This is a genomic window from Parcubacteria group bacterium (genome assembly GCA_016204045.1).
In the GTDB taxonomy this organism is placed as follows: domain Bacteria; phylum Patescibacteriota; class Minisyncoccia; order Phycocordibacterales; family UBA2135; genus JACQLQ01.
Window position 1 is genome coordinate 1 of record JACQLQ010000002.1, and the last position, 7138, is coordinate 7138.

Consider the following 7138-nt stretch of genomic DNA (forward strand, 5'->3'; position numbering starts at 1 on the left):
AACGATTATTAGGCGCGAACTTAAAAAGAAATGAGTTATCCACATATTGCATTTTGCGGTGTGCGACGGTCAGTAATATAATAAGTCTTGAAGAAGAAACTGGTTTCCACGCAGTTTCTTTCTGCTATGCGTGCGGTGTCAGGTAAGAATTGAATGGATGAGACGAAAGTACGGAAGTAATGGAAGCACATTGAAAACTTAATAATGTTTCTGAATTGTGTTTCTGAATTGAAAGAATTGATTGAATTGCGTCGAACGCATCAACTATTGAATTGAACTTTTAGATTGAATTAATTTCGGTCGAAAGAAATTGATTGTCTGAAGAAGTGAACTCCACGCATTGGGATCCAACATCTTGGTTCGAATCCAAGCCTCGCAGGTCTCAATGCGTGGAGTTCACGAAGGGTGAACAACAGATATGCCCTATTGCAACAAAAAAGGCATGTGGGCATGCCTGTAACAAAAAAGAAATTATCAGTTAGTTTATTAATTAAGTGTCGAAAAGACAAAAAACTGCTCGACGCTCCGTTGTTACTTTACAAATAATCCAATGGAGTTCGAGCCGTAGTGCTTCTCACCCTTGAGAACAGTTCTCGGGGGAGAGAAGTTGCATCAAAACAAAACCTTATGAGTACATTTATTCCTTCTACAGCAAACAGAGCAATTGGCTTGTTTGTTGCAGTAACAATGCTCCTCGGCGTTGTTGCGGTTCCTACTGCTCACGCGGTTACACTCGCTGAGTTGGTGGAACTCTTCATTGCCTTGGGAGTCATCCCAGCGGACAAAGCGGTACAAGCACGCTCAGTGCTCACACAGCAAACTCCGTCTGCATCAAGCACAGCATGTCCTTTCACATGGACACGCGATCTCGTCGTTGGTTCAAACGGTGACGACGTCAAGAAGCTTCAAATGTTCTTGAACGGCTCATCTGACACGATGGTTGCTTCCTCTGGCGCAGGTGCTCCAGGTAGCGAAACAATGACCTTCGGTCCCGCAACGAAAGCAGCTGTCATCAAGTGGCAGAACAAGTATGCTTCTGAAGTTTTGGCACCAGCTAACCTTTCAGTCGGAACAGGTTACTTTGGTCCATCATCTCGCGCAAAGGCAAACGCCTTGTGTGCAGCAGCACCGGCAACACCAGCAACACCAGCAACGCCTGCAACACCAGCGGTAACACCGATGGGTTCAGGCCTTACGGTGTCTAAGCACCCGAATCAGCCTGCAAACTCACTTGCTCCAGGAGGCGCAGCACGTCTCCCGTTCACAAAGGTGAACTTGACAGCAAGCGCTGATGGCCCAGTTACGGTCAACAGCTTGGTTGTTGAGCGTCAAGGTCTTGCGGTTGACACAAACTTTTCCGGTATTGTCCTCTTGGATGAAACTGGCGCAATCATTGGAATTGAAAAGACATTGAACTCCAACCACCAGGTGATAGTTGGAACCGACTTCGTCATTCCTGCGGGCACAACCAAGACGGTCACTATTGCTGCAAACATGGCGGCCGCTGGATCACTTTCAGCAGGAGAACAACCGGTCCTCTCAGTTGTTAGCGTCAACACCTCGGCAGCTGTCCACGGAACATTCCCGATTGTTGGTGCGGCACACACAATCAACGCCACACTTACCATTGGTACTATCTCAACAGTTGCTCGCGGTTCTCTTGACCCAGGCTCAAGCCAGACAAAGGAGGTGGGTACAACCGACTACAACTTCTCAAGTATTAAGTTGACTGCTGGATCAGCGGAAGACCTTACCTTGAGGTCAATTCGTTGGTTCCAATCAGAATCAGCAGCAGCGGAAGACATCGCAAACGTGCGAACCCTCGTTGATGGCACTGTGTACGAGACAAAACGTGAAGGTCGTTACTACACGACGGTCTTCCCAGCTGGTGGCCTCAAGATCCAGAAAGGATTCTCTAAGGACATCAGCATTCGCGCAGACGTTGTCGGCGGTTCAAACCGAAACGTTGACTTCGACGTTGAGCGAAGGACGGACATCGACATAGTTGGCAACCTCTACGGCTTTGGCATTACGCCTCCGTTTGGCGACGGCACCACAGCTGATGCCGCAGCATTCAGGACGACAAACAACCCGTACTACGACGCAGCACAGGTTACAGTCTCGAACGGTACGATGAACGTATCGTCATGGACAGCTGGAGTCCCCTCAAACAACATCGCGGTAAACCTTGCCAATCAACCGATTGCCGGATTTACTTTCGACGTTAAGGGTGAGGCTATCTCGGTTACCCAACTTGCATTCAACGTTACACTTACAGGTAGTGCTGCCGCCCTTGGTTTGGCTGACGTCACAAACGTCGTCCTCGTCGACTCTGCCGGCAAGGTCCTTGCAGGACCGGCTGACGGCTCTGGCGCAACGGTAAACCACGGCACCATTACACTTTCAGACGCCGTGACATTCCCAATCGGTGTTACGAACGTCATCTTGAAGGCAAAACTTGGCACTGACTTCACAACAAACGATACGATTGCCGCTTCAACAACGCCAAGCTCTGACTTCGGTACGGTAACAGGCCAGGTAACTGGTAACACCATTACCCCTGCTCCATCGTCAGCAGTCAGTGGTTCAACGCAGACAGTCAAGGCAGGAGCATTCTCGGTCTCTGTCTCTTCACAGCCAACAGCACGAACCGTCATCGCAGGTTCAACTCAGTTTGAGTTTGCCCGCTACATCTTGGACGTAAGTCAGTCAGGTGAGGATATTCGAGTTACTTCGCTTCCTCTCTACTTTGACACAGCAGGCACGAGAACTGACCTTACCAACTGTCAGCTCTACGACGGCTCGACATCAATCACAAGCGGTTCAAACGTAAAGAACCCGTCAACATCAGACACAGCGTCTTCAACAACGCTCACCTTTGATGGCACAGGTTTGACGCTCGCAAAGGGAACTTCAAAGACATTGTCACTCAAGTGTGATGTCAAGACCGGTGTAACTTCTACCTACTGGTGGGGTCTTGATGGCGCCGCAACATTCACAGGCGCAAGTGGTCTTACATCTGGAGTAACAATTGCCGAAACATTTAACGACGCAAACGGTCAAGTCATGACCGCAGCAGCAAGTGGAACCTACACTGTTGCAAACGACACATCAGTCTTGTTCAAGGCAGCTCAAGCAGGAGCAGCCGATGTCGTCCTTGCTAAGTACCGCTTTGACGCAGGAACACAGGAAGCAATTGACATTAAGCAGATTGCCCTTGAGCTTGGCAACGTAGCTTCCAACACGCCAGCAGACATTCTTGGCCAGAAAGTTTCAATCTGGAATGGCTCTACCAAAGTGGGTGAAGGGCAGTTCGGACTTGGCGCTGGAAACAACCAGGACAACGCAACCTCGACCCTTTCTACCCCGGTTCGAATTGCCGCGGGAGAATCGGTAACCCTTACAGTTAAAGGCACGTTTAACTCGCAGGACGTGAACAGCTCTGCAGGCGCCTTTGGAGCCGTGCTATCTGTTAACTACGACGGAGACAACAACGGTTTGAACGGTAACTACGCAACGGGTGCGGCTTCTGGTACAAACATTAGCGGCTCAAGCGCCGACACTGCGGCAAACGCAGCCAAGGCATACCGTGGTTTGATCACTGTCGAAGACATTACGACAGCAACGGCACTTGCGGCAGGAGCTGACCTCTACAAGGTTAGGATTCACGCAGCATCGGGCCGAGACGTAACCTTGCGCGCACTGACCTACAACTTGAGCGTAACGCCAGGAAACGTAGCGCTTACCGACATTCAGGTCTTCGGTCCGAGTGGTGCGGTGAACGCAACCGGTGTCGCAACCTCAACATCTAACACTGCTAACGTAGGTGGAAACGAACGATTGAGGATTAACTTTGACGCCACGGCAGCAGACAGGGTCATTCAGGCGGGATCGTACAAGGACTACACCTTGCGCGCAAACGCAATCTCGAACCTTACATCGAACACGGAAACTGCTGCAATCAAGCTCTTGCAGGACACAGCCGAGATTCGCAATGTTCCTCTTGCTACATACAACGTCGGAACAGTCAACGGCATCGAGGCTTCCGCCTCAACGACTGACCGATTCGTATGGTCACCAAACTCGACGACAACCGTCTCGGCCGCAGCTGCCTCAAACAGCATGCTCGACTGGTCAAACGGTTACGGTCTCCCTGGATTCCCGACCACTGGTCAGGACATGGCGACACGAGTATTCGTCAACTAGTTAATTAGCCACTTGTGCTCCGGCACTTTTGCTCTCGCAAAAGTCCAGAGGGCTAACAAAAACCCGCCCATAGGCGGGTTTTTGTGTGGTTGAGGAATGGGTTTTGTTCCACGATGCAGAGGAACGTGTGGGACCTGCTCGTTTTACCTAAAATGTTCTAGCGCAGCCGATATAGAGCTGTAGGCGGATTCGCCCCACATCACCCAGGTTAAGCAAAAGCCCAGCAGAACTTCTAATTGTGTTGATAACTCTTGTGGATAAATGGCAAAAAGGTTAAACCTCCTGTTCTCTAAAATATGAAATATGCGGGCGCAGTTGCCGATTTTGAAAGGTTGTATATAATGGTTATTACCATGAAAAGCAATAAACTTATCCTAATCGCCCTAACAGCCCTTGTTTTGGTGGTTCCGGTTGGCTATTTTGTCTACACAACTATTACAAAACAGCAGATTCCTACCGCCACAACTCAAAACGTTGACGGGGAAGATGTCCAAGAAGGGGGAATTGTTGGAGAAAATACCGATAAAGCCCCTGGAATCAAAGACAATACGACACAAGTCGCTACTATTGCTATTCCAAACCTTGACAGGTCATTCGCAATGCCGGCTTCAATGTCAACTCCTGCAAAAGTGGAAATGGCAAGCAAAATAAATGCCCTTGTAACCAGTCTGAAGCAAGACCCGACCCTCTTCAACGTATGGGTTGACCTCGGGTTGTTTCTCAAGGAAATTGAGGACTATGAGGGGGCGCTTGAGGCGTGGGAATACGCAAGCGCCATACGGCCCAACAACTCCCTATCGTTTGGCAATTTGGGTGTTTTGTACGGCTATTATCTCAAAAACCCTGTTATGGCAGAGAAAAACTACCTAAAGGCAATAGAAAATGACCCAAAGTTGCCTTATCTATACACGCAAACAGCAGATTTTTACCTTGAGGTAATGAAAGCCCCAGAAAAGGCGAGAGCAATCCTTAAAAAGGGGGTTGCAGAAATCCCCGGTGAAACCGGACTTCAAACCGCCCTTGCAGATTTATAGAACCCGTAATTCAATGCATGAAAAAGGCCGCCTATGGGGCGGCCTTTTTCATGAGTTATCCACAGATCCTTTTTGCGTCAAAGAGTTGCGTTATCTATACTTAAGTAAACGTGCATTCATGTTGGGCTCGCTTTTGTGTAGCGTGCCTGTAAGTGCAAATTAAATTTAAGGTATTTTATTAATCTGGTCTTGTTTACTAAATAAAACTCTTTGGGAATACCAAAGGTTACTCATATGAGTCGTATCAAAGATTTATTCAAGAAGAAAAGCATCTATTCAGTCGCACTCTCAGTGGTGCTTTCGTTGATGTTCGTGACGCTCGCAGTTTCCGGAGCGACCACAATAAGCTCGAACATCTCAACGGGAGGAACAATAACCGCAAGCGGAAGCATCATGGCGTCGAGTACAGCAAACGCAGTATTGGTTACTGGGCAGGCGCGCTTCTACGACCAATTGGTCTTTGACAGCGCAACGTCAAACCCAACAGCGGACGCCAGTGGCGCGGTGTATTTTAACTCAACAGAGCGCGTTCTCAAGATGTACGATGGCGTGAACTGGGTTACCGTCGCTTCATCAACGGACGCAAACGGTGGTTTAATTCTTACGAATGGTATCGGAGTACGCTTCAATTCGGTTGATACCAACTACATGGCGCTTGGTACCACAACGCTTCCTGTCGTCCTTCCAAACGCTGGTAAGGCACTCTTGTTCTTGAACGCAACATCAACCGACAGCGTTCCGCTCGTCATTGGTGCTTTCAAGGGGAGCCAGACAGGGGACTTGTTCCGTGTTGTCGGTCCGACCTTTACCGAGTTGTTTGCAATTGATGCGGTGGGTAACGCTTCGACAACAGGGCTCTCGGTAACAGCCCTTGCAGCAAATGCTTTCTCTGTCGGTGGCTTCGCAACGACTTCAGGTGCTACGGGTAACATCGCGACTGAAGGAACACTTGCAGTAACTGGAGCAGTGACAACAAACGGGGCAGTCACATTAGGTGACGCCGCTGGTGATGCCATTATCATTAGCGGAAACGCAACGACCTCAAACGCGCTTACGGTGAGAGGCTTGTCCTTTGACGTTGCTGGGCTTGCCACCACCACAGTCAGTCTCGTAAACAATGCGGCAACCTCAACACTCGGATCGGTATTTGGAAGCGCAATCGGTATCGGTACGACAACCCCCGCGCTTTCTGCAAAGCTCGGTGTCGTGGGTAGCATTCACGCGGGTGGCAGTGGAACAACATCCATCAAACTCCACTCAAGTGGGACAAATGTAGGAACATGTATTCAGATGCGGGCAACAAACGGTGTTATCATCAGGATTTACGCTACGACAACCCCCGCGGCAGACGCAGCTCTTGCGCAATCTCTTAGAGTAGAGGCGGGGACGTGTGAACCAATCTAGTCCACTTGATCGCGTAGTTGCTTACCTTTAACTCATCAATTATCAATTATTCCCATGAAGTCTTCTTTATTAGAAATTGTACGTCCGTTCCCGTTCTTTGTTGCTGTCATCTTCGCGACGCTTATAGCGAGCTTCTTCCTCGGCCCGATGTTTGCCAGCGCGGCGAATACTGACGCTGTATTACAGGTGGGAACGACAATCATAGCGAATGATGTCACGGTCACGGTCACCGAATCATCAGTTGACTCCATCACAGTCAATGACGGAAACTTCACTGTTCAAATGTCGCAAGGAACCGCGCTTTCCATTACCGCAGCGACCAGGAACAAGTTTACCGTAAGTCCAACCGAGCGTGTCGAGGCAACCACGTGTACTGCTACTGAATCCACTCTCGTCCTTAAAGGACCAGGCGGAGATACCCCGCAGACCGTCACAGTAACACCATCTTCAGAAACGGGTGCTGTCGGTGGTGGGGGAGGCGGTGGGGGAGGAGG

Annotated in this window: 4 protein-coding genes; all 4 read left to right on the forward strand. The window is 49.6% G+C overall.

What is annotated here, in order from left to right; all coding sequences use genetic code 11:
- Positions 1 to 627: 627 nt before the first annotated feature.
- On the forward strand, positions 628 to 4206 hold the full coding sequence (locus HY455_02370; GenBank protein ID MBI4118352.1) for a hypothetical protein: 3579 nt from the start codon (positions 628 to 630) through the stop codon (positions 4204 to 4206).
- Positions 4207 to 4559: 353 nt separating this feature from the next.
- On the forward strand, positions 4560 to 5240 hold the full coding sequence (locus tag HY455_02375; protein ID MBI4118353.1) for a hypothetical protein: 681 nt from the start codon (positions 4560 to 4562) through the stop codon (positions 5238 to 5240).
- A gap of 234 nt (positions 5241 to 5474) precedes the next feature.
- A complete protein-coding gene (locus HY455_02380; protein MBI4118354.1) occupies positions 5475 to 6644 on the forward strand; it encodes a hypothetical protein in 1170 nt (389 codons plus the stop codon).
- A gap of 54 nt (positions 6645 to 6698) precedes the next feature.
- A partial coding sequence (locus tag HY455_02385; GenBank protein ID MBI4118355.1) for a hypothetical protein occupies positions 6699 to 7138 on the forward strand: 440 nt, incomplete at its 3' end.

Excerpts from the sequence above, each read along its gene's own strand:
- HY455_02370 (MBI4118352.1), top strand. The coding sequence starts at position 628 with ATGAGTACATTTATTCCTTCTACAGCAAACAGAGCAATTGGCTTGTTT.
- HY455_02375 (MBI4118353.1), top strand. The coding sequence starts at position 4,560 with ATGAAAAGCAATAAACTTATCCTAATCGCCCTAACAGCCCTTGTTTTG.
- HY455_02380 (MBI4118354.1), top strand. The coding sequence starts at position 5,475 with ATGAGTCGTATCAAAGATTTATTCAAGAAGAAAAGCATCTATTCAGTC.